Here is a 255-nt window from a genome sequence, read left to right as displayed (position 1 = left end):
CGCCACGTCGCTTGCCCGACGCCCTTGCCGCGGACAAAGGCTACAGCTACCCCAGCCTACGCGCCTGGTGCCGCGAACATGGGGTGCACGCCATCATCCCCACCCGCTCGGACCAGCCCCGGCAGCGGGCCTTCCGGCGCGCGGCCTACCGCAAACGCTGCCGGGTGGAGTGTCTCTTCAATCGCTTGAAGCAGAACCGGCGGGTGGCGACGCGCTACGAGAAGCGCGCCGCCAACTACCTCGCGATGGTCCAAA

The 255-nt window shown here is 69.0% G+C and carries 1 protein-coding gene; it reads left to right on the top strand.

Annotated elements, in window-relative coordinates; translation table 11 throughout:
- A partial coding sequence (locus tag U8525_RS34650; protein ID WP_374271001.1) for a transposase occupies window positions 1-255 on the top strand: 255 nt, incomplete at both ends.

The sequence above is a fragment of the Corallococcus sp. RDP092CA genome, assembly GCF_041903675.1.
Classification (GTDB): Bacteria; Myxococcota; Myxococcia; order Myxococcales; family Myxococcaceae; genus Corallococcus.
The sequence above is the reverse complement of the archived record's forward strand: the minus strand, read 5'-3'. Positions and strand labels throughout refer to the sequence as shown.